The following is a 19,148-nucleotide window of genomic DNA, read 5'->3' on the forward strand; positions in this document are numbered from 1 at the left end:
AACTTAAGTGCAATTACCGTGCCAGCACCACCCGCCATGGCTTGCTCACTGCATACGGCGGCGCTGCTGCCGCTTTTTTGCCGAGCACAGGCCGAATGCAACTTTGTGCGATCAGCATCGGCCACATGCAGGCACCATTGCAGTGCCGCATGCACCAGATGCAGACCACGCAAACCAGCCAGCACTATTGAAGTGCACGACAGCCCTTCGCCTCAGAGCGGCTGCAGGCATGCCGGCAAGGCCGCGCTGCGCAGCTTGCCAGTCCACGGATCGAGAGCGGCCTTGGTCTGCAGCAAAGCAGATCGAGTTGTTTGCTGGCCTTGCCGTCCTGCACTGCATAGACATGCAGCTTGCTCATCTGCACGGCAAATTGCCGCCTCGCGGATGCCTTGCAGAATCTGCGCTCCGGTGCGAAAGCCGACGGAACGCAGCTTCATCAATGCACGGCAAAGCGCAGCAGATACTCGTAGCTGTTCTCGGTTGTCATGGGGTCGCCCTGCACAGGCTGACGCAGTATGGCCTGCAGCGTATTGCTGCCGACAGCAGGCGTCATGATCGCCAGACCCTGCGCGTCCGTCATCGTGGGAGAGCCGTTCTCCCCCCAGGACAGCCTCACGCCAGACTGCGGCTTGCCATGCAGCAACACCTGCAGCCTGAGCGGCTGACCGGCATAGGGAGACTGCCCCTGAAGCGGCACCACCTCGAACATCTGCCCAAGCGGCTTTTGCATGACGGCGCCCCAGCGCACCACGGTCTTGTGGAACTTGCGCGCATGCACGCCGCGCACCGCACCGGGGTTCTGATCCATGGGCAGAGGCAGCATTGCGCCCTCAGCCCTGGCACTGCTGAAATAGCCGTTATCGAGTTCCACTGCGATCAGCGCAGCCCCGGCATCCGGCTTGATGCGGATGCCACCCTGCACATTCTGTACGGCGCTGGGCACTTCACGCCCGCGCAGGTCATAGGCATGCACACGCTGCAGCTTGGCCGGATCGAAGGCTTCTGTCCTGCCTTCATGACCGCCAAACTGCATGACATAGCCGCCCTGCGCATCGGGCTCCAGCCAGACGTTATGGGCAGAGACCGGATTGGCGCATAGCAGCCAGGCAGCGGCCGTGGTGCACAGAATGCGCGCGATGATGTTTTTACGTGTGCTGCAAACAGACATGGAAGCTCCGGAAATCATAAGGAAAACTGCAGGCCCAGCTGCACGCTGCGCGGCGCGCCGGGGGCGACCAGACGCTGGCCGGCAATCATGGTGGTGGTACTGGCATAGCGGGTGTTGGCGGCGTTGCGCAGCCACAGGCTCAGGCTGGCATTGCGCGCCAGGCTTGCGGGCAATCGGTATTGCAGACCCAGGTCCAGCCAGCGAAAGCTGCCGGCCCATTCGGTATTACTGGCGTTGATGGGCGCACGCCCCACATGACGCAGCACGCCATGCAAGGTGACATCGCCACGCGGCATCCAGCGCGCATGCAAGGTGCTGGTGTACTCGGGCACGGCCACCACGCGCCGGCCCAGCAGTGCGGCATCCGCGTTCTGCGTGACTTCGGAGCGATTGTGGCCATAAGTCCATTCCACATGCCAGTTACGGCTGGGCAGCCAGTGCAGCTGCAGCTCTGCACCCTTGCGCACGGTCGCGCCCAGGTTTTCATATTCACCAGGTGCCGTGTTGCGTATTTCATGGCTGGAGCTGATGCGGTAGAGCGAGGCATCGATCAGCCAATGGACCGATGGCTTCCACTCCACGCCCAGCTCGCTCTGGCGAAAGACATTGGCATGCAGGTCGCTGTTGCGCAGCGCGTATTTGGCAAAGTCGCTGGGCAGCGCAAAGCCTTGCGACCAGTTGGCCCGCACGGCCGTCCGGGCATTGAGCTGCGCCAGGGCTCCCAGCTTGGGGCTGGCATGGCTGCGCCCCTGCATGCTCCTGCATTCATCGCCACTGGCCTCTGCCCCCAGCAGACTGCAACGGCCGTCAAAGTGGTCCCAGCGCAAGGCCGCCGTGGTCTGCAACCAGGCCGTTGGCTGCCAGCCAGCCTGGCCGTAGATCGCCGTGTTGTCGAGCCGTGTATTGCGATCATTCAATGCAGGGCCGGTACGCCGGCGATCCAGCAATCCATCCCAGTAGCCATAGTCCGTAGACTCGCGCACCTGCTCCAGGCCCAGCATCCAGTTCAGCTCGCGCGCAGCCAGAAGCGACTTGCCGCTGAGATTCAGCCCCGCTCCCAGCACGCTGCGGTCGTAGCGCTCCTCGCGCTGCATCCAGGTGGCGCTGCGCGGGCGCGTGAACCAGCGCACAAAATCCTGCTGCGTGCCGTAGACAAAACCCAGCAGCCGGGTATCTGCATCCAGTGCGTACTGCGCATCCAGGCGCAGCGTGCCAAAGTGCTTGTTGGCACCATCACCCACCACGCGGCTGTCCTTGCCCTGTGGGTCCTGCCGCCACTGCGCTTCGGTCAGATAGCCGGGCGAGTCGCCACGCGCCTCGTGCCAACGACCGGACAGCGAGATATCGAGCTTTTCATGCACATGGTGCTTCCAGGTGCCGCTGATGGTGCTGCGCTCATGGCGCGAGGCGGGCCGCGCTCCATCACCGCGTGCATGCTGAGTCGCCAGGTTGAGCTGATCGCCGCCTTCCAGCTCGCGCCCGAGAGCGGCCTGTGCATCGAACATGCCATGCGAGCCGGCGCTGACATCGAACTCCGCATAGCTGCCGTTGCGCCGCGTGCGCAGCTCCAGCAACCCTGCGCGGTTGTAATTGCCCTGCAGCACCGACACGGGACCGCGATAGACATTGACCTTGTCCAGCTCCAGCGGCACCACCACATTGAGATCGAAATAGCCATCCGCATGCGACATGGCTTCGTTGAGCGGGATGCCATCCAGTGTGGCCGCCACATCACCGCCGTGGCCACCGCCGGCAAAGCCGCGCAGCACCAGCCCGTTGGCCACACCGCTGAGCTGGTAGTGATTGACATGCATGCCGGGTACCTGGCTCCACAACGATTCCACCTCCTGTCTGGGTTGCTCGCGAATTTCGTCGCGCCTGAACTCGGTGACGGAAAACGCGCTTTGTGACTCATCCAGCGCCTGGCCTTTGACCAGGGCATTCACCCTCACCTCGGGCAATACCTTGTCGCCTTCCTCGGCTGTTTGCGCTTGTACGGCCGAAGCCGTCCACAGCGTACCGCCCAAGACCAGCACTCCGAGTCTTGCCGTGGCCCCCAGGCCCTGAGCGACGCCCTTATTCAATGGTCTTTTGTACATGCACCAGAACAGCAAAGTTCGTGCCATGCAATGCACCGCTACGGCTCGACAATGCACCACAAAGCACCATCGCTGCCTCGCCGATACGCCGTGGTGCATAACCGCGTGCCGACAGCACCAACAAGGTGCAAAACATCTGCGGCGACTTGCCTGCATGCTGGCAATAAAGACTGGCCTTTGGCATGGCACTTGCTACATAAAAGGGCATGAAACTGACTCCTCGCGTTCATTCAGCCCTGCCGGATGCGCGTGCCGACTGAGGGATTGAAGAAGATGGAACTGACACCACGCGAAAAAGACAAGCTGTTGATCTTCACTGCGGCCCTGCTGGCCGAGCGGCGCATGGCTCGTGGCCTCAAGCTCAACTACCCCGAGGCCGTGGCGCTGATCAGTGCCTTTGTGATGGAGGGTGCACGCGATGGCAGGACCGTGGCCCAGCTCATGAGCGAAGGCCGCAGCGTGCTGACCCGCGCCGATGTGATGGAGGGCATCCCCGAGATGATTCCCGACATCCAGATCGAAGCCACCTTCCCCGATGGCACCAAGCTGGTCACCGTGCATGAGCCCATCGCCTGAAGCAGCGTCCAGAGACTTCGAGCCTTTCAGCCATCAAACCCTTACCCATCAAGCGCAGATAGCTATGAAATTCAATAAGCTCCTTGCCACCACAGCCGCCGCGGCGACTGCACTGCCCCTGTCCGCCCTCGCACATATGGGCACCGATGCAGGCGGCCATCACCACTTTCTCGACAGCCTGGGTCACGCCTTTGTCCACCCGTTTACCGGTGCAGACCATCTGGCCGCCATGCTGGCCGTGGGCGCCTGGAGCGCACTGACCATGCCCAGCCTGCGCACGGCCTGGCGTGCACCTGCGGCCTTTGTGGCCCTGCTGGTGGCGGGTGCCGTGGCCGGCTTTGCCGGCCTGTGGGTGCCGGGCGTGGAGCCCATGATTGCCGCATCCGTGCTGGTGCTGGGCCTGCTGGTGCTGGTTCAGCAAAAAATGCCCTGGGGCGCAGCCGCCGCCCTGGCTGCGGTGTTTGCCTTCTTCCACGGCGCTGCGCACGGCTTTGAGCTGGCTGGAGACAGCGGCCTGGCTGCCTTCGGCGAACTGCTGGGCATTGCTCTGGGCTCGGCCACACTGCATATCGCCGGCATGGTGCTCGGTCATGCCGTCATGCAGCGCCACCAATGGGCGGCCAGGTTCGGCGGTGCAGCCACCGCCGCACTCGGCGCGTTCATGCTGACGAAACTGGTCTGATATGACACACCTCGGCACAGCGCAGCACAATGCCTTTGCGCAAGGAAACGAAAGATGATTCCCGGCGAATTGATTCTTGACGAGGGCAGCCATGCACTCAACCCCGGCCGCAGCACGCTCACGCTGGTGGTGAACAATGCCAGCGACCGGCCGATTCAGGTCGGCTCGCACTACCACTTCGCCGAAACCAATGCGGGCCTGGATTTCGACCGCACCGCCGCCCACGGCATGCGCCTGAATATTGCCAGCGGCATGGCCGTGCGCTTCGAGCCGGGCCAGCAACGCACGGTGGAGCTGGTCGAGATCGGCGGCGACCGCCAGATCTATGGCTTTCGCGGTCTGGTCCAGGGCCCACTGCCCGCAGATTCCAGGGACTGACCTGCCATGCTGATGCTGTTTGCTTCTGCTTTTGTGCTGGGCCTGGTGTTCAACGCAGCGCCCGGAGCAGTGTTTGCAGAGACCGTGCGCCAAGGTGTGCGCGGCGGCTATCGTCCGGCGCTGGCCGTGCAACTGGGCTCCCTGGTGGGCGATGCGAGCTGGGCCTTGCTGGGCCTGGCCGGCATTGGTCTGGTCATTCAGATCGACGCCTTGCGCTGGCCGATTGGCCTGGCGGGCGCTGCCTACCTGCTCTGGCTGTCCTGGGACAGCTGGCAGGCCGCGCGTACCGAACACCGGCTCGATGCTTCAAACACCGCCGCCGCCACGCAGAAGCAGGCCCTGCGCCGCGGCATGGCCCTGTCGCTGACCAACCCGCAAAACCTGGCCTACTGGGCCGCCATGGGCAGCGCCCTCGGGGCGGTGGGCGTGGCACAGCCCGGCGCCAGCGATTACGGGGTCTTCTTCGCGGGATTCATGACTTCGTCCCTGCTCTGGTGCTTTGTCTGCGCAGCCTTGGTGGACCGACTGTTCCGCCGCGCTGCCGCGCACTGGAGCCGTTTTACCTACCGCTGCTGCGCTGCCCTGCTGCTGGCCCTGGCACTGGGCACATTGCGCGACCTGCTCAGCACAAGCCCCGCCGCCCTGCCACCGGCAGCCCAGCAGCAGTCCCTGCGCTGAACACCTTAATCGGAGATTCCTCAATGGCCACCATGGACCGACGAGCCTACGCAGAAACCTTTGGTCCCACCGTGGGCGACCGATTGCGCCTGGCCGATACCGAACTCATCGTCGAAGTCGAAAAAGACTACACCCTGGCCGCTGGCGGTTATGGTGAGGAAGTGAAGTTCGGCGGCGGCAAGACCATCCGCGACGGCATGGCGCAAAGCCAGCGCACACGCGACGGGACGGGAACAGGGCCCTCTCGCGGTGGCTCGGTCGACACCGTGCTGACCAACGCACTGATCCTGGACCACTGGGGCATCGTCAAGGCCGACATCGGCCTCAAGGACGGCCGCATCGTGGCCATAGGCAAGGCCGGCAACCCCGACACCCAGCCGGGCGTGAGCATCATCATCGGCCCGAGCACGGAGATCATCTCCTGCGAAGGCAATATCGTCACCGCAGGCGGCATCGACACCCATATCCATTTCATTGCCCCGCAGCAGATCGAAGAAGCACTGACCAGCGGCGTGACCACCATGATCGGCGGCGGCACCGGCCCGGCCACCGGCACCTTCGCCACCACCTGCACGCCAGGCCCCTGGCATATGGAACGCATGCTGCAGGCCGCCGACGCCTTTCCCATGAATCTTGGCTTTCTGGGCAAGGGCAATGCCAGCCTGCCCGGCGGCCTGCACGAGCAGATCAATGCCGGCGCCATCGGCCTCAAGCTGCACGAGGACTGGGGCAGCACGCCGGCAGCGATCAGCAACTGCCTCGATGTGGCCGAAGACACCGACACCCAGGTCGCCATCCACACCGACACGCTCAACGAGTCCGGCTTTGTGGAGGACACCGTGGCCGCCTTCAAGGGCCGCACCATTCACACCTTCCACACCGAAGGCGCGGGTGGCGGCCATGCGCCCGACATCCTCAAGGTGGTGGGCGAGGCCAATGTCCTGCCCAGCTCCACCAACCCCACGCGCCCCTACACCATCAACACGCTGGACGAGCATGTGGACATGCTCATGGTCTGCCACCACCTGGACGCCGGCATTGCCGAAGACCTGGCCTTTGCCGAAAGCCGCATCCGCAAGGAAACGATTGCTGCCGAGGACATCCTGCACGACATCGGCGCCATCAGCATGTTCAGCTCCGACAGCCAGGCCATGGGCCGCGTGGGCGAGGTCATACTGCGCACCTGGCAGACGGCGCACAAGATGAAGCTGCAGCGCGGCGCCCTGAATGGTGACGGCGCGCGCAACGACAACTTCCGCATCAAGCGCTACATCGCCAAATACACCATCAATCCCGCGATTGCCCATGGCATCAGCCACGAGGTGGGCAGCATCGAGGTGGGCAAGTGGGCCGATATCGTGATCTGGAAGCCGGCCTTCTTTGGCGTCAAGCCGTTTTGCATACTCAAGGGCGGCAGCATCGCCATGGCGGCCATGGGCGATCCGAACGCTTCCATTCCCACGCCTCAGCCCGTGCATTACCGCCCCATGTTCGCGAGCTTTGGCGGGGCGGTTGCCAGAACTTCGCTGACCTTTGTCTCCCAGGCAGGACTTGCCGCCGGCATCGGCCAGCGCTTCGGGCTGCACAAGACCTTGTCGGCGGTCAGGGGCATACGCAATGTGAAGAAGCAGCACATGATCCACAACGATCTGGCGCCGCATATGGAGGTGGATGCCCAGACCTATGCCGTGCGCGCCAATGGCGATCTGCTGACCTGCGAGCCCGCGGTCAGCCTGCCCATGGCACAGCGCTACTTTCTGTTCTGAGCGGTGTTTAGCTGAAACTCCGAATCCGGATGCTGCATGCCCTTGCCCTCAAACCAGGCCAGCCAGTCACTGACGGCAAGCTCCGGCGCAGCGCTCACGGTGGCGGGCAAGGCCTCGTACACCAGCACAGTGATGGACTGCTGACCGCCCTGGGTCAGCATCACGGGCAGGGTCAGAATGCGCTTGGTGTATTCGCCCAGGTCTTCGGGCCACAGGCCTTCGATGCGATCCATGGCCCGCTCCAGCGCTGCGTCCATGGGGTAGACCTCGGCCAGCACGGTCTGCGAGCCTTGCAGCCTCAGGCCCGGGTACCAACCGAGGTCATGCAAAGTGCCGGTCAGCTGGGTCCTGCCGACACAGGCAACGCCCGGCTGGAGCCTGGCAATATCGTTGATGCCACCGGCACGCAAAGTGCCATACACCGCCACATAGGCTGCGCCACAGCCCTGCCAGTCGGCAGGCGCATCATGCAAAGAGGTCGGGGCTGCCATTTCTGTCGAAGTTTCCAAAAGAGTTGTCCATCAAAATCACTGAGATGCGCAGCACATGCAACATGCGCGCCAATCTGGTCCGGGCCTTTTATTTCATTGTGAGTTCACCATGCTGACTGCCAACAAACTGCTGCTTCAGGGCCAGGGCCTTTCCGCCGTCATCCTCAAACGCGCCGCGTCCGTGGAACTGGACTGGGACGTACGTCAGAAGAGCCGCTTTGCCGCCACCGACAGCCAGGGTCGCGAGCTGGCCGTCTTCTTGCCACGCGGCCAGGCTGTGCGCGGCGGCGATGTACTGGTGGCCGAAGACGGCAGCCTGATCCGCGTGCTGGCCGCGCCGCAAAAAGTGCTGCATATCACGGCCTGCGCCGAGCATGGCACGCCGTTTGACCTGATGCGCGCGGCCTACCATCTAGGCAACCGCCATGTGCCGATCGAGCTGCAGCCCGACCATTTGAAGATCGAACCCGACCATGTGCTGGCCGATATGCTGCGCAGCATGCATATGACGGTGGTCGAAGCCGATCTGCCTTTCGAGCCCGAAGGAGGCGCCTATGGCGGCCATGTGACCAATGACGGCCACAGCCACCATCATCACGGCCATGGACACTCGCATGACCACGCCCACTGAGCCACTGCTGGCTCTTGGCGCGCAGAGCTTTCTGCAGCTGATGTGGCTGGCCTCGCCGGCCCTGCCCATCGGCGGCTTTTCCTACTCGGAAGGGCTTGAAGCGGCCATCAATGCGGCGCTGGTCGCAACGGAAGCAGAGGCCGCCGGCTGGCTGGTGCAGCAGCTGCATCTGACCCAGTCGCGCGGGGACATGGCCGTGATTGCGCAGGCCATGCCTGCCTGGAAAGGCGCCGATCTGGCGCGCATCGCCAGCCTCAACCAGTGGGTAAGAGTCACGCGCGAAACCAGCGAGCTGCGCCTGCAGACCGAGCAGATGGGCCGCTCGCTGACCGAGTGGCTGAAAAACCGCTACGCCGATGAAGCAGTCCCTCTGGCCTGCGTCCACTGGCTGGCCGCGCAGGATGCCAGCTACCCCATCGCCTTCTCGCTGGCGGCCCAATGCACCGGAGCCACGCCGCGCGATGCGCTGCTGGCCTATGCCTTTGGCTGGGCCGAGAACATGGTTCAGGCCGCCATCAAGACCGTGCCCCTGGGCCAGAGCGCCGGCCAGCGCATCCTGGCGCGACTGACTTCCGAGATTCCTGCCGCCGTCGAATACGCGCTGGCATTGCCGGACAACGCAAGACAGGCTTTTTCGCCCATGCTGGCCATTCTCTCGGCCCAGCATGAACACCAGTATTCTCGACTTTTCCGTAGCTGAACCTTCGTCCGCCATGTCTGCACTGTTTGCCGCCACACCCCAGCCACCGTACTACGCCGCCATCTTCACCTCCCAGCGCACCCAGGAGGACCGGGGCTATGGCGAGATGGCCGACCGCATGGTGGAGCTGGCCGGCCAGCAAGCAGGCTATCTGGGCGCTGAAAGCACCCGCGATGCCCAGGGCTTCGGCATCACCGTGTCTTACTGGGAAAGCGAGGAAGCCATCCGTCAATGGAAGCACAACGCCGAGCACCAGATCGCCCAGGAAAAAGGTCACACCGCCTGGTACCAGCATTTCGAGCTGCGCATTGCCAAGGTGGAGCGTGCCTACGGCAAGGCCCGCTGATCGCAACCCTCTCACCCCCGAAAGAACTCACCATGTCGACCGCACTGCACCATATCCCCAACCGCACCAAGAAGCTGCCGCCGCTGCGCGTGGGCATAGGCGGGCCCGTGGGCTCGGGCAAGACCACGATTCTGGAGATGCTCTGCAAGGCCATGCGCGGCAAATGGGACCTGGTTGCCATCACCAACGACATCTACACCAAGGAGGATCAGCGCCTGCTGACCATCAGTGGTGCCCTGCCCGCCGAGCGCATCATGGGGGTGGAAACCGGCGGCTGCCCGCACACGGCGATTCGCGAGGACGCCTCCATCAACCTGGAAGCCATCGACCGCATGCTCAAGGACTTCCCCGATGCCGACATCGTCTTCATCGAATCGGGCGGCGACAACCTGGCGGCCACCTTCAGCCCCGAGCTGTCGGATCTGACCATCTACGTGATCGACGTGGCAGCAGGCGAGAAGATTCCGCGCAAGGGCGGCCCCGGCATCACCAAGAGCGATCTCTTCGTCATCAACAAGACCGACCTGGCCCCCCATGTGGGCGCCAATCTGGACATCATGCGCAGCGACACCATCAAGCAGCGCACCACGCCCAAGGGGCTCAAGCCTTTTGTGATGACCAATCTCAAGACACTGGAAGGTCTGGACGAGGTGGTGGCCTTCATAGAAAAACAGGGCTTGTTGGCGGCCTGACACCTCTTTCGGGACGAAAAAAAGCCGCCTTGAGCGGCGGCTGTTTCTCGAACCAGTGCGTGATTACTGGTTGGCCAGGTCCAGATGGAACTCGCGAGCTTCTTGGATGAATTCGATCAGGGAGTTGATAGCTTGGCGCATGATGAGCTTTCTATGAAATCAAGAGATGCACTTCAAGCGATGGACAGCACGCATCTCATGTACCGTCATTCGCGGGTTAAACCTTAAGGGTTAACCCTTTGAGCTAAGTATAAACCACTATCTCCGTTTTTGCAAAGCCCGTCCTGCGCAAAGGACGTCAGACTCGTCAGCGCACTGACTCGAAGTACTTGCTCACGCAGTTACAAGGCCTGTGCAGGTCAATATTTGCGAGATTCCTGCATCAAAATTGCCGCAGAACGCTGTACTTTTCACCAGTAGGTCACCGAATTTGCCCTCCGACTGCTACGCTATGGCCTGTTGACAATATTTGTGGCGGGCTCACTACTCCCGCAGGTGGAAAGTGGAAATGGCGCGAGATTGTGGTTTGCAGCAGATGGACGGGCTTGCGTCCCATCGAGTGAATGCCGACATCCAGCCCGGCCGATATGCAGCGCCCGCCTTCCGCCGCAAGGGAGTGCGCGCATGAGCTCCACGCTGACCGGCCCGGGCACGACCGACTCCTGGCATATCACCACCATGAACCCCGCAGAAGCCCCCTGGCATCTGCTGCTGCTGGCCGACCCCTCGCGCGAGCGCATCAAGCGCTATCTGCCCGGCTCCACCTGTTTTGGAGCGCGCCAGACGACCCAGTTCACGCCCAGCGGCCTCGGTGCCCTGATCGGCGTATGCGTGCTGGTCCCCGAGGGCGACGGCCTTCACCGATGGGAGCTGATGAATATGGCCGTGTCCACGGCCTGGCAGAGCAAGGGCATAGGTTCGGCCCTGCTGCAGCGCGCCATCCGTGAGATGCGTGAACACGGCGTACAACAGCTGGAAGTGGGAACTGGCAGCTTTGGCGACCAGTTGCTGTTCTATCAACGCCTGGGGTTTCGCGTCACCGACATCGAGCGCGACTTCTTTTTGCAGAACTACACCACCCCGCTGTGGGAGCGCGGCGTGCAGCACAAGGACATGCTCAAGCTGACGCTGGATCTCTGAAAGCACTAGCGGCCGCCCCAAGATCCAGAAGGCTGGATGCCTGAAAAGCACAACGCACAAAGCACAAAGAACAAGAGGCGCCGCAGCGCCTCTTGCTCATCCAGCCTCGTCCGGCTACCTCAGGCCGCCTTGAGGCGACGTGCGCGCACGGCGGCTGCCAGTTGCTCCAGCACCGGGGTAGTCTGCTCCATGCTGATGCAGGCATCGGTGAGCGAGACACCGTATTGCAGCTCCTGCCCTTCGACAATGTCCTGGCGGCCTTCGTGAATATGGCTTTCGATCATCACGCCGGTGATGCGTGTGTCGCCCCCGGCAATCTGCTGGGCCACATCCGCTGATACATCGATCTGGCGACGATGTTGCTTGCTGCTGTTGGCATGCGAGAAGTCGATCATCACCTGCGGGTGCAGGCCCGCTTTTTCCAGCACTTCGCACGCGGCCTGAACATGGGCCGCGTCGTAGTTGGGAGCCTTGCCGCCGCGCAGGATGATGTGGCAGTCCTGATTGCCGCGTGTCTCGAAGATCGCACTCTGGCCCATCTTGGTCATGCCCATGAACGCATGCGAGGACTGGGCTGCCAAAATGGCATCGCTGGCCACCTTCACGCCGCCATCGGTGCCGTTCTTGAAGCCCACAGGGCAGCTCAGACCGCTGGCCAGCTGGCGATGGCTCTGGCTCTCCGTGGTGCGCGCACCAATCGCGCCCCAGCTGACCAGGTCGCTGATGAACTGCGGCGACAGCAGATCCAGGAATTCCGTGCCCGCGGGCAGGCCCAGCGCCAGCACATCGAGCAGCAGGCGGCGCGCCAGCTCCAGCCCTTCGTTGACGGCAAAGCTGCCGTCGCGGTACGGGTCATTGATATAGCCCTTCCAGCCCACTGTAGTGCGCGGCTTCTCGAAGTAGACCCGCATCACGATCAGCAGATCGTCCTTGAGCGCATCGGCCTGGACCTTGAGCTGGCGCGCGTAATCCATGGCCTGATCGTGATCGTGAATGGAGCAAGGCCCGACCACCACCACCAGCCGGTCATCCTGGCCATGCAGCACGCGCGAGATGGCGGCTCGGCTGGATTCGACCAGCTGCTGCGCCTCTTCGGTCACGGGCAACCACTCTTCCAGCAGTGCCGGGGTCAGCAGCGGGCGCACGATCTTGATACGTGTGTCGTCAATGCGGGTCTTGTCCAGCGTGGTCAGTTTGGGCTGGGCCTTGCGGGCCGAAGCTGCGCTGGGATGCAGGGGCGTCGTGGAGGATGTCATCCCGCTATTGTCGCGCCATGCGCTTCACCCCACGCGTTCGTCCCCCGTCGCCATTCACGCCAGGAGATCGGGCGCAACCTCCACATGGGACTGCAGCGCTGGCCGGGACGAAGCCCGGGCATTCATTCCGCCGACAGCTTCATCAGCACCAGACCGCTGACGATCAGGACAGCCGCTCCCACGCGCATGGCGCTGAGCTGCTCGCCCAGCACCGTGACGCCCACCAGGAATGCACCCACGGCGCCGATACCGGTCCAGATCGTATACGCCGTGCCCAGGGGCAGCGTGCGCATGGCCACCGACAGCAGGCCAAAGCTGGCAATCATGGCCACGATGGTGATGGCGCTGTATTTGAGGTTGGTGAAACCATGGGACTGCTTCATGGTGAAGGCCCAGACCACTTCCAGAATGCCGGCCACCAGCAGATAAACCCAAGCCATAGAAAACCTCTTTGAAGATCAAATGGCCAGGCCGTCCCGGCAGGAATACAGGCCATGCATCGCATGGCCTGGCAAGGTCGTCCCTGCGGCATGAATCCTAATCCGCATGGGCAAATCCGGGCCAGCCATGGGTGGTTCGGCCGCCACAATCTTGGGCCGATTTCTCGTCCGATTCGACGATGTCGCAGCGCCGGCGACACCGCACAGTGACTCGTCCATGGAACGAGGAAGAGCTGAACAATGAACCGACTGCAAGACCGCGTAGCCCTGATCACGGGCGCAGGTGCCGGCATTGGCAAAGGCGTGGCACGCCGCTTTGCGGCGGAAGGCGCCAGCCTGTGGCTGGCCGATATCAATGCCGAAACCTGTGCCAGGGCCGCCGCAGAAATCCGCGCCGAATTTGGCGTTCAGGTGGGACATGCCGTGGCCGATGTGAGCGAGCATGTCGCCGTGCAGAGCATGGTCGATGCCGCCCTGGCGCAGTTCGGCCACATCGACATCCTCGTCAACAATGCCTGGGGTCGGCGCCCCGGCAGCCAATCCGGCTTTGCCAGGGTCGAAACGCTCGGCGATCTCGATTCCGACTGGGCCTGGCGCATAGGTGCGCAATCGGCGCTCTGGGCCATGCAGGCAGTCTTCCCCAGCATGAAGGAGCGACGCTGGGGCCGGGTCATCAATATGTGCTCGCTCAACGGCGTCAACGCCCACCCCTATTCGGCGGACTACAACATGGCCAAGGAAGCGCTGCGCACACTCACCCGCTCTGCCGCGCGCGAATGGGCGGCCTTTGGCATCTGCTGCAACGCCCTGTGTCCCGGCGCGGCCACCGAAGCCTATCAAAGATTTGCGGCGAGCCAGCCCGAGAACGCAGCCGACATGCTGCGCCTGAACCCCATGGGCCATATGGGCGATCCCGAGCAGGACATTGGCGGCGCGGCCCTATTCCTGGCCAGCGAAGACTGCCGCTATGTCACGGGCAATACGCTGTTTGTCGATGGCGGCAGCCATATCAACGGCGTGCCGTGGCTGCCCAGAACGAAGTGATGCATGGCAATGGCACACTCCACGCCTGGTGCTGTTCATGCCCATCGCCACCATGCTTACCGGATTGAATCACCTCACGCTTGCCGTCACGCACCTGCAGCGCAGCGTGGACTTCTACGTGCGCGTGCCGGGGTTTCGTCTACGCGCGCAGTGGGATACGGGTGCCTATCTGGGACTCGGCGATCTGTGGCTGTGCCTGTCGTCAGACGAACAGCGAAGTCAGGCCCGCACCTCTGGCTACACCCACTACGCATTCACCATTGCTCAGCAGGACTTCGCGCACTTTGTGGAGCATGCCAGGTCATTCGGGGCCCGGGAGTGGAAGAGCAACCACAGCGAAGGCGATTCCTTCTACTTTCTGGACCCGGACGACCACCAGCTCGAAGCCCATGTCGGTTCGCTGGAGAGCCGCCTGGCGCAATGCCGCTTGCGGCCCTATGCGGGCATGCGGTTTTTTGATTGACGATTCACTGCGACCAGCTCACCTACCTTATGGACATCATTTACCTTGATCAGAACCAGTGGATAGAGCTCGCCAAAGTCCGATCAGGGAAAGCTACTGAATCTTGGCTCACCTCTCTATCCGAAGAGCTTGAAAATGCAGTCAAGAATGGAAAAGTACTCTTCCCTCTGAGCGGCACTCACATCTTGGAAACATCGAAGCGCAATGACCCCGCAAGTCGCAGGCATGTTGCGGAAATACAAGCTGTGCTTAGCCTCGGCTGCGCATATCGCAGTTATACAAGCCGGCTGCAGGTGGAGATCAAGGGGATCATTCACCGCCTTCTAGACCTTCACCCCTTCGAGATGCCAAAGAACTGGTTTCTCGGCCGAAGTTTCTTGCAAGCGTTTGAGCCTGCAGATGCACTTGTTGCTGAACCGTTAGATGCGCTTCGGTTTATGCGGATTGAGTCAGCATTCGACCCAAAGTATTTATACCTTGATTACATGCAGAACCAAGATGATGCTACTCGGCGAATAGCCCATCAGAAACTAGAAGAAGGCTTGAGGCAACTGATTGAACGAAACGAAAAACGGCGTGCCCTATGCCAAGGAGAGAGCATCGATTTGCGCCGCCGCGTCTATCGTGCTCGTCAATTTTTGGATGTTCAAGACACCGTAATCAAGCTAATGACCCAGCTCGGCATCAGCTATGAAAAATTTCGCGCACTTGGAGACGTTGCAGTGAAAAGCATTGTCGAGCTTTCTCCAACGCTCGATGTTGAAGCGGAGTTCAGCGCACGAATAGATGCACGAGCCAAATCGCTCAACACACATGACGCCCTTGACCTCCAAGCGATATATACAGCCATTCCCTACTCAAGCCATGTTATCGCTGAGAAATCCGCTATATCAATTGCACAGCAAGCCAAACTCGACAAAAAATACAAGGTCAAGCTATCACGCTCTTTGCAAGATCTTGTTGGCGTCTATGCCTAAACGAATAGAGCCTCAGCGGCCACTTCCTCCATCACCACCACATTGCCCACCGTCGCGCCATAGTGCGTTGCCACGCGCTTGCGCTGCTTGAGCACGGCCCTGTCCTTGCTGACCAGCAAAGCCTTGTGCTGGCTGGCCAGATCGAGGAAATGCTGGTCGTCGGGATCGGTGCAGGTAAAGCGAATCTTGGGTGCAGCGGACACATATTCGACGGCCTCATCAAACGCCGCCATCACGCCTTCGGGCGTCTTACCGTAGTAGCTGACGCGCGGCGCAATCTGGCTGTAGTGCAGCACGCGACCCAGCTCGATGCGCTGGGCTTCATCGGCAATCCAGCGCACCTCGCCACGGGCGACCAGCTCGCGGATGGCGGGAATATCCGGATCGTCAAAAATCAGCATGTCCAGCACCACATTGGTGTCCAGAATCATGGGACGCGGCAAAGGGCCGTCGTAGCCGGCGTTGCAGGCCGGCCAGCGCAGGGGAGCGATCTTCATTGAGGCCGGCCTTCCGGCTTGCCGCTCTGAGCAGCATCGTCTGCGGGCTTGCGTGGCTTGACCGCACCCTTGACCATGTCGAAGCGGAACAGACGGCACTCGATAGGACCGTTCCACATGGGCGTACGGCGCGATTCCTTGAGGCGCATCTTGCTGGGCAGCTTGAGGTCGGGCGTCAGCATCCAGGCACTCCAGCCGCTGTAGTTCTTCTTCCAGTGGCTGGCCAGCTGGTTGAAGAATTCGCCGCCGTCCTCGGTCTGCGCGGTTTCACGGCCTGCGCGTTCGACCTGGCCCATGCGCTCGGCCGCATTGCGGCCTGCGCTGCCGGCAGCCGCGATACGCTCGCCATAGGGCGGGTTCAGCAGCATCATGCCGGGCTGCTCGCTGGGCGGCATGCGCTGCAAGGCATCGCCGCCGCGCAGGCTGACGGTATCGGACACACCCGCGCGCTCGGCATTGCGCTGGGCAAAGTCCACCATGCGGAAGGCGATGTCAGAGCCGTAAATGCCCACCGGCGATTCGGGCAGGATCTGGCTCTCTGCCTCATCCAGCATGGCTTCCCAGACATGACGCTGAAAGGGCACGAGCTTCTCAAACGCAAAGCGACGCAGAATGCCGGCTGGAATCTTGCGCGCGATCTGCGCGGCCTCGATCACCAGGGTACCGCTGCCGCAGCAGGGGTCGTACAGCGGCTGGGGGTTGTCGCCATGCGGGTTCCAGCCCGAGGCCGCAATCATGGCCGCGGCCAGGGTTTCCTTGAGCGGGGCATCACCCTTGTCTTCGCGCCAGCCGCGCTTGAACAGCGCCTCGCCCGAGGTGTCGATATAGATGGTGGCGCCGTCGGTCGTCAGGTGCAGGTGCACGCGCACATCGGGGTGATGGGTCTCGACGCTGGGGCGCACGCCGTTGCGCTTGGCGCGAAAACGGTCGGCGATCGCATCCTTGACCTTGAGCGCCGCGAAGTTCAGGCTGGTCAGCGGGCTGTGCTGGGCCGTGACTTCGATCTTGAAAGTTTCCTTGGGCGTGAACCAGATCTCCCAGGCCACCTCGCTGGCGGCGCGGTACAGATCGTTCTCGCTGCGGTACATGGTGTGCGACAGCTCGATCAGCACGCGCTGGGCCAGACGGCTGTGCAGATTGAGCAGCATGGCATCGCGCCACATGCCGCGCAGCATGACGCCACCCCGGCCCACGAGCAGATCCTGCCCGCTGGCGCCGGTGATGGCGTGGACCTCGTCGGCCAGAAAGCCCTCGACGCCGGCGGCGCAGGGCAGAAACAAATGCAGTTGGTTCATAGAAATCAGTGCGCGCCAGCAACGGCGCAGACGCCGGACGCTCACGGGAGCCTGTTGTGCGCTTTACAGGGCATAAGCATACGCGCTAGGCCTTTTCCGGTGCCCGCGCACGACAAGCGTTGCTCTACAGATGCTCGCAGGGCCCGAGGCATGATGCCAGGCGAAGGAGCAATGACGACATGGAAGAAATCAGCTGGAACGACTTTATGAAGGTGGAGCTGCGCGTGGGCCGCGTGCTGCAGGCCGAGGTATTTGCCGAGGCCCGCAAGCCCGCCTACAAGCTGCTGGTGGACCTGGGTCCCGAGCTGGGCCAGCGCAAGTCCAGCGCGCAGATCACCGAGCATTACCAACCCGAGGAGCTGATAGGACGGCTGGTGGTGGCCGTGATCAACTTTCCCAAGAAGCAGATTGGGCCCTTGATGAGCGAATGTCTTGTGACCGGTTTTCACGATGCCACGGGAGCCGTGGCCCTGTGCGTGCCCGACAAGGAGGTGCCGCTGGGCACGCGCCTGCTGTAATCGGCGTGTTCAGAGGCAAAATGGCCGCCAGCCATTCTCCCGCCTACGGATACTGCTATGAATATCAGCTTCAACCCGCTGGTGCGCGTGCGCACCGTCACCGCCTTTGTCAACCTGAGCGCCGATGAGGCACAGTGGCAGGCCGACCTGACCCAGGCCAAGCAGCAATGCGATGCCGTGGCCGATGCCATCGAGGCCCGGGGCTATCAGGTGCAGTCCATCCGCATCGTGAGCAACCCGTTTGGCGAATATCTGGATGTCTCCAGCGCAGACAGCGCCCAAGCCGGCCTGCAGCGCATTGCCGAAACGCTCAAGGCCATCAACACCGGCAAACGCCGCATCCGCTTTGCCGTGGGCGAGGCGCGCAATGCGCAGGAAGTGGCCCTGCTGCCGCAGCTGATTGCCGCCTATGGCGACCTGTGCAACGCCTGCGTAAACATCGATCTGGATGAACATGGCTTTCTGCAGACCGGCTTGCTGGCCCATAGCGTGCAGGCAATTCAGCAGATCGCGCGCACCACGCCGCGCGGCGAAGGCAACTTCAACTTCACGGTCAACTTCAACTGCGCGCCCGGCATTCCCTATTTCCCGGCCAGCTACCACCGCGGCCAGCACCACGGCGCCCTGGTGCTGGGCCTGGAAACGCCAGACCTCATGGTGGCTGAACTGCAGGAGCTGCAGCAGCAGCGCCTGCAGCTCGATCACGCGGCGTGGTTCAGGCTCGCATTCGAGCGCCTGAGCCAGACCCTGAACGAGCATGCCACTGCCATCCAGCGCTGTGCCGACGGCGTGAAACTGGCCGAGGGCTGGCATATCGCGGGCATGGACACCTCGGCCGCGCCGTCCAAGTCCTGCGCCTCCATGGTCGATGTCTACCAACTGCTGGGCGTGCCCTGTTTCGGCGCCAGCGGCACGGTGGAAGCGTCGGCCCTGCTGACCCGCGTCTTCAAATCGGTCAACGGCGTGACACAGATCGGCTTCAGCGGCCTGATGCTGGCCGTGACCGAGGACCAAGGCCTGGCCCAGGCCAGTCTGAATGACGAATTCGATATCCGCGCCCTGCTGACCTACAGCAGCGTCTGCGGCATCGGCCTCGATACCGTGCCTGTGCCGGGCGACAGCAGCGCCGAGCAGATCGCCGCCGTCATGCGCGATACGGGCACCATGGCTTTTCGCCTCAACAAGCCGCTGACGGTGCGGCTATTCCCCGTGCCGGGGCTCAAAGCGGGCGACACAACGGCGTTCGAGAGCGCGGATCTGTGCAACTGCGCCGTGCTGGCTCTGCCTTGAACATCTAACAAGCGGGCTGCT

General features: G+C 62.6%; 23 protein-coding genes and 1 pseudogene. 15 read left to right on the forward strand and 9 right to left on the reverse strand.

Annotation, left to right across the window (positions count from 1 at the left end; translation table 11 throughout):
• Positions 1 to 212 precede the first annotated feature (212 nt).
• From MPZ60_RS23575 to MPZ60_RS23590, 4 genes are read right to left on the reverse strand one after another with little or no spacing between them, the layout of a single operon-like run.
• Positions 213 to 437, reverse strand: a complete 225-nt coding sequence (locus MPZ60_RS23575; RefSeq protein WP_034355177.1) for a hypothetical protein — start codon at positions 435 to 437, stop codon at positions 213 to 215.
• On the reverse strand, positions 437 to 1,168 hold the full coding sequence (locus tag MPZ60_RS23580) for a DUF4198 domain-containing protein (protein WP_034355368.1): 732 nt from the start codon (positions 1,166 to 1,168) through the stop codon (positions 437 to 439). The genes MPZ60_RS23575 and MPZ60_RS23580 overlap by 1 nt, the downstream gene beginning before the upstream one ends.
• A 14-nt stretch (positions 1,169 to 1,182) precedes the next feature.
• Complete coding sequence (locus MPZ60_RS23585; protein ID WP_242607072.1) at positions 1,183 to 3,252, reverse strand: TonB-dependent receptor; 2,070 nt, start codon at positions 3,250 to 3,252, stop codon at positions 1,183 to 1,185.
• Positions 3,245 to 3,475, reverse strand: coding sequence for a hypothetical protein (locus MPZ60_RS23590; protein ID WP_034355180.1), 231 nt, complete (start codon positions 3,473 to 3,475; stop codon positions 3,245 to 3,247). Before MPZ60_RS23590 ends, MPZ60_RS23585 begins: the two co-directional genes overlap by 8 nt.
• 65 nt (positions 3,476 to 3,540) lie before the next feature.
• On the opposite strand from MPZ60_RS23590, the gene MPZ60_RS23595 reads away from it, so the two are divergent.
• From MPZ60_RS23595 to ureC, 5 genes are all read left to right on the forward strand, one after another.
• Positions 3,541 to 3,843 carry an urease subunit gamma gene (locus tag MPZ60_RS23595; protein WP_003068240.1) on the forward strand — a complete coding sequence of 101 codons (303 nt, stop codon included), beginning with the start codon at positions 3,541 to 3,543 and terminating at the stop codon, positions 3,841 to 3,843.
• Between the two features lie 64 nt (positions 3,844 to 3,907).
• The gene (locus MPZ60_RS23600) at positions 3,908 to 4,525 is read left to right on the forward strand and encodes a HupE/UreJ family protein (RefSeq protein ID WP_034355183.1); all 618 of its coding nucleotides are present in this window, start codon (positions 3,908 to 3,910) and stop codon (positions 4,523 to 4,525) included.
• 54 nt (positions 4,526 to 4,579) lie between these two features.
• Entirely contained in the window at positions 4,580 to 4,903 is a 324-nt protein-coding gene (locus MPZ60_RS23605; protein ID WP_034355186.1) for an urease subunit beta, read from the forward strand.
• A gap of 6 nt (positions 4,904 to 4,909) precedes the next feature.
• Positions 4,910 to 5,581: a LysE family transporter gene (locus MPZ60_RS23610; RefSeq protein WP_034355189.1), complete on the forward strand. Its 672-nt coding sequence runs from the start codon at positions 4,910 to 4,912 to the stop codon at positions 5,579 to 5,581.
• 23 nt (positions 5,582 to 5,604) lie between these two features.
• On the forward strand, positions 5,605 to 7,347 hold the full coding sequence (gene ureC, locus MPZ60_RS23615) for an urease subunit alpha (RefSeq protein ID WP_034355192.1): 1,743 nt from the start codon (positions 5,605 to 5,607) through the stop codon (positions 7,345 to 7,347).
• Here the strand turns inward: ureC and MPZ60_RS23620 are convergent.
• Positions 7,332 to 7,838 (reverse strand): gamma-glutamylcyclotransferase, encoded by a 507-nt coding sequence (locus MPZ60_RS23620; RefSeq protein WP_034355195.1) that lies wholly within the window; start codon positions 7,836 to 7,838, stop codon positions 7,332 to 7,334. The genes ureC and MPZ60_RS23620 overlap by 16 nt on opposite strands.
• A gap of 109 nt (positions 7,839 to 7,947) precedes the next feature.
• On the opposite strand from MPZ60_RS23620, the pseudogene ureE reads away from it, so the two are divergent.
• The 5 genes and pseudogenes from ureE to MPZ60_RS23645 form a co-directional block, all read left to right on the forward strand.
• Positions 7,948 to 8,466: pseudogene (gene ureE, locus MPZ60_RS23625) on the forward strand (urease accessory protein UreE); the annotation flags it as partial.
• On the forward strand, positions 8,453 to 9,169 hold the full coding sequence (locus MPZ60_RS23630) for an urease accessory protein UreF (RefSeq protein ID WP_034355374.1): 717 nt from the start codon (positions 8,453 to 8,455) through the stop codon (positions 9,167 to 9,169). The pseudogene ureE and the gene MPZ60_RS23630, both read left to right, overlap by 14 nt.
• A gap of 13 nt (positions 9,170 to 9,182) precedes the next feature.
• Complete coding sequence (locus tag MPZ60_RS23635; protein ID WP_034355202.1) at positions 9,183 to 9,515, forward strand: antibiotic biosynthesis monooxygenase; 333 nt, start codon at positions 9,183 to 9,185, stop codon at positions 9,513 to 9,515.
• Positions 9,516 to 9,547: 32 nt separating this feature from the next.
• Positions 9,548 to 10,207: an urease accessory protein UreG gene (gene ureG / locus MPZ60_RS23640; RefSeq protein WP_003068221.1), complete on the forward strand. Its 660-nt coding sequence runs from the start codon at positions 9,548 to 9,550 to the stop codon at positions 10,205 to 10,207.
• Positions 10,208 to 10,831: 624 nt separating this feature from the next.
• Complete coding sequence (locus MPZ60_RS23645; RefSeq protein WP_034355206.1) at positions 10,832 to 11,347, forward strand: GNAT family N-acetyltransferase; 516 nt, start codon at positions 10,832 to 10,834, stop codon at positions 11,345 to 11,347.
• 119 nt (positions 11,348 to 11,466) lie between these two features.
• Here MPZ60_RS23645 and MPZ60_RS23650 read toward each other — a convergent pair whose 3' ends face one another.
• Together MPZ60_RS23650 and MPZ60_RS23655 are read right to left on the reverse strand one after the other, a co-directional pair.
• On the reverse strand, positions 11,467 to 12,603 hold the full coding sequence (locus MPZ60_RS23650) for a 3-deoxy-7-phosphoheptulonate synthase (protein WP_034355209.1): 1,137 nt from the start codon (positions 12,601 to 12,603) through the stop codon (positions 11,467 to 11,469).
• 122 nt (positions 12,604 to 12,725) lie between these two features.
• On the reverse strand, positions 12,726 to 13,043 hold the full coding sequence (locus MPZ60_RS23655) for a multidrug efflux SMR transporter (protein ID WP_034355212.1): 318 nt from the start codon (positions 13,041 to 13,043) through the stop codon (positions 12,726 to 12,728).
• Between the two features lie 240 nt (positions 13,044 to 13,283).
• Between MPZ60_RS23655 and MPZ60_RS23660 the strand changes: the two genes are divergently transcribed.
• From MPZ60_RS23660 to MPZ60_RS23670, 3 genes are read left to right on the forward strand one after another with little or no spacing between them, the layout of a single operon-like run.
• Positions 13,284 to 14,087, forward strand: a complete 804-nt coding sequence (locus MPZ60_RS23660; protein WP_034355215.1) for an SDR family NAD(P)-dependent oxidoreductase — start codon at positions 13,284 to 13,286, stop codon at positions 14,085 to 14,087.
• A 52-nt stretch (positions 14,088 to 14,139) separates the two neighbouring features.
• Positions 14,140 to 14,550: a VOC family protein gene (locus tag MPZ60_RS23665; RefSeq protein WP_034355376.1), complete on the forward strand. Its 411-nt coding sequence runs from the start codon at positions 14,140 to 14,142 to the stop codon at positions 14,548 to 14,550.
• Between the two features lie 29 nt (positions 14,551 to 14,579).
• Positions 14,580 to 15,527 (forward strand): hypothetical protein, encoded by a 948-nt coding sequence (locus MPZ60_RS23670; protein WP_131324657.1) that lies wholly within the window; start codon positions 14,580 to 14,582, stop codon positions 15,525 to 15,527.
• Here MPZ60_RS23670 and MPZ60_RS23675 read toward each other — a convergent pair.
• Complete coding sequence (locus MPZ60_RS23675; RefSeq protein ID WP_034355224.1) at positions 15,524 to 16,024, reverse strand: putative toxin-antitoxin system toxin component, PIN family; 501 nt, start codon at positions 16,022 to 16,024, stop codon at positions 15,524 to 15,526. The genes MPZ60_RS23670 and MPZ60_RS23675 overlap by 4 nt on opposite strands.
• Positions 16,021 to 17,319: a class I SAM-dependent RNA methyltransferase gene (locus MPZ60_RS23680; RefSeq protein ID WP_034355226.1), complete on the reverse strand. Its 1,299-nt coding sequence runs from the start codon at positions 17,317 to 17,319 to the stop codon at positions 16,021 to 16,023. The genes MPZ60_RS23675 and MPZ60_RS23680 overlap by 4 nt, the downstream gene beginning before the upstream one ends.
• 179 nt (positions 17,320 to 17,498) lie before the next feature.
• On the opposite strand from MPZ60_RS23680, the gene MPZ60_RS23685 reads away from it, so the two are divergent.
• Both MPZ60_RS23685 and MPZ60_RS23690 read left to right on the forward strand, forming a co-directional pair.
• A complete protein-coding gene (locus MPZ60_RS23685; protein ID WP_003068205.1) occupies positions 17,499 to 17,837 on the forward strand; it encodes a tRNA-binding protein in 339 nt (112 codons plus the stop codon).
• A gap of 57 nt (positions 17,838 to 17,894) precedes the next feature.
• Positions 17,895 to 19,127, forward strand: a complete 1,233-nt coding sequence (locus MPZ60_RS23690) for a DUF711 family protein (RefSeq protein ID WP_034355228.1) — start codon at positions 17,895 to 17,897, stop codon at positions 19,125 to 19,127.
• Positions 19,128 to 19,148: the final 21 nt, after the last annotated feature.

Origin of the sequence: Comamonas sp. 7D-2, assembly GCF_022749555.1 — a bacterium.
In the GTDB taxonomy this organism is placed as follows: Bacteria; Pseudomonadota; Gammaproteobacteria; order Burkholderiales; family Burkholderiaceae_C; genus Comamonas; species Comamonas thiooxydans.

Coding starts and splice junctions, on each gene's coding strand:
- MPZ60_RS23575 (WP_034355177.1), bottom strand. CDS start 437: ATGAAGCTGCGTTCCGTCGGCTTTCGCACCGGAGCGCAGATTCTGCAA.
- MPZ60_RS23580 (WP_034355368.1), bottom strand. CDS start 1,168: ATGTCTGTTTGCAGCACACGTAAAAACATCATCGCGCGCATTCTGTGC.
- MPZ60_RS23590 (WP_034355180.1), bottom strand. CDS start 3,475: ATGCCCTTTTATGTAGCAAGTGCCATGCCAAAGGCCAGTCTTTATTGC.
- MPZ60_RS23595 (WP_003068240.1), top strand. CDS start 3,541: ATGGAACTGACACCACGCGAAAAAGACAAGCTGTTGATCTTCACTGCG.
- MPZ60_RS23600 (WP_034355183.1), top strand. CDS start 3,908: ATGAAATTCAATAAGCTCCTTGCCACCACAGCCGCCGCGGCGACTGCA.
- MPZ60_RS23605 (WP_034355186.1), top strand. CDS start 4,580: ATGATTCCCGGCGAATTGATTCTTGACGAGGGCAGCCATGCACTCAAC.
- MPZ60_RS23610 (WP_034355189.1), top strand. CDS start 4,910: ATGCTGATGCTGTTTGCTTCTGCTTTTGTGCTGGGCCTGGTGTTCAAC.
- ureC (WP_034355192.1), top strand. CDS start 5,605: ATGGCCACCATGGACCGACGAGCCTACGCAGAAACCTTTGGTCCCACC.
- MPZ60_RS23620 (WP_034355195.1), bottom strand. CDS start 7,838: ATGGCAGCCCCGACCTCTTTGCATGATGCGCCTGCCGACTGGCAGGGC.
- MPZ60_RS23630 (WP_034355374.1), top strand. CDS start 8,453: ATGACCACGCCCACTGAGCCACTGCTGGCTCTTGGCGCGCAGAGCTTT.
- MPZ60_RS23635 (WP_034355202.1), top strand. CDS start 9,183: ATGTCTGCACTGTTTGCCGCCACACCCCAGCCACCGTACTACGCCGCC.
- ureG (WP_003068221.1), top strand. CDS start 9,548: ATGTCGACCGCACTGCACCATATCCCCAACCGCACCAAGAAGCTGCCG.
- MPZ60_RS23645 (WP_034355206.1), top strand. CDS start 10,832: ATGAGCTCCACGCTGACCGGCCCGGGCACGACCGACTCCTGGCATATC.
- MPZ60_RS23650 (WP_034355209.1), bottom strand. CDS start 12,603: ATGACATCCTCCACGACGCCCCTGCATCCCAGCGCAGCTTCGGCCCGC.
- MPZ60_RS23655 (WP_034355212.1), bottom strand. CDS start 13,043: ATGGCTTGGGTTTATCTGCTGGTGGCCGGCATTCTGGAAGTGGTCTGG.
- MPZ60_RS23660 (WP_034355215.1), top strand. CDS start 13,284: ATGAACCGACTGCAAGACCGCGTAGCCCTGATCACGGGCGCAGGTGCC.
- MPZ60_RS23665 (WP_034355376.1), top strand. CDS start 14,140: ATGCTTACCGGATTGAATCACCTCACGCTTGCCGTCACGCACCTGCAG.
- MPZ60_RS23670 (WP_131324657.1), top strand. CDS start 14,580: ATGGACATCATTTACCTTGATCAGAACCAGTGGATAGAGCTCGCCAAA.
- MPZ60_RS23675 (WP_034355224.1), bottom strand. CDS start 16,024: ATGAAGATCGCTCCCCTGCGCTGGCCGGCCTGCAACGCCGGCTACGAC.
- MPZ60_RS23680 (WP_034355226.1), bottom strand. CDS start 17,319: ATGAACCAACTGCATTTGTTTCTGCCCTGCGCCGCCGGCGTCGAGGGC.
- MPZ60_RS23685 (WP_003068205.1), top strand. CDS start 17,499: ATGGAAGAAATCAGCTGGAACGACTTTATGAAGGTGGAGCTGCGCGTG.
- MPZ60_RS23690 (WP_034355228.1), top strand. CDS start 17,895: ATGAATATCAGCTTCAACCCGCTGGTGCGCGTGCGCACCGTCACCGCC.